The sequence below is a fragment of the Streptomyces fildesensis genome (assembly GCF_016107395.1).
GTDB lineage: Bacteria > Actinomycetota > Actinomycetes > Streptomycetales > Streptomycetaceae > Actinacidiphila > Actinacidiphila fildesensis.
Window position 1 is genome coordinate 1 of record NZ_JAAIKO010000198.1, and the last position, 416, is coordinate 416.

At 69.2% G+C, this 416-nt stretch carries 1 pseudogene; it reads left to right on the forward strand.

Annotation, left to right across the window (positions count from 1 at the left end):
• Nucleotides 1-247 precede the first annotated feature (247 nt).
• Nucleotides 248-416: pseudogene (locus C6N31_RS44895) on the forward strand (Asp23/Gls24 family envelope stress response protein); the annotation flags it as partial.

The window sequence follows — 416 nt, forward strand, 5'->3', positions numbered from 1 at the left end:
GAGGGGCTGGGATACCTGCTGGTCATCGCCATCGTGCTCTTCGTGGCCACCTGGGTCTTCGCCGCGGTGCGCTGGTCTCGGTCGCGTCGAGGTTCGAGGAGAGGCAACCTGCGATGACCGCGATACCCGGTGCCCGGCGCGACCGGACCCCCAACGAGCGGGTCCGGGCCTGGGCGGGTAGGAGTAGGTGTGTGGCCGATACTTTCGCGGGCCTTTGGGGTCCGCCTGATCGAGGAGGTGGCTTCCCGTGACGGAGGCGACGAGCGCAGCCAAGAGCGATCCTCATGCTTCTGGCGCGACGACCTTGCAGGGAAAGACCGGAGCGGACGCGGTTGCGGCGACCCGGGGCAGGACAACCATCGCGGACGGCGTGGTGGAGAAGATCGCGGGGATGGCGGCGCGGGAGGTGCCAGGTG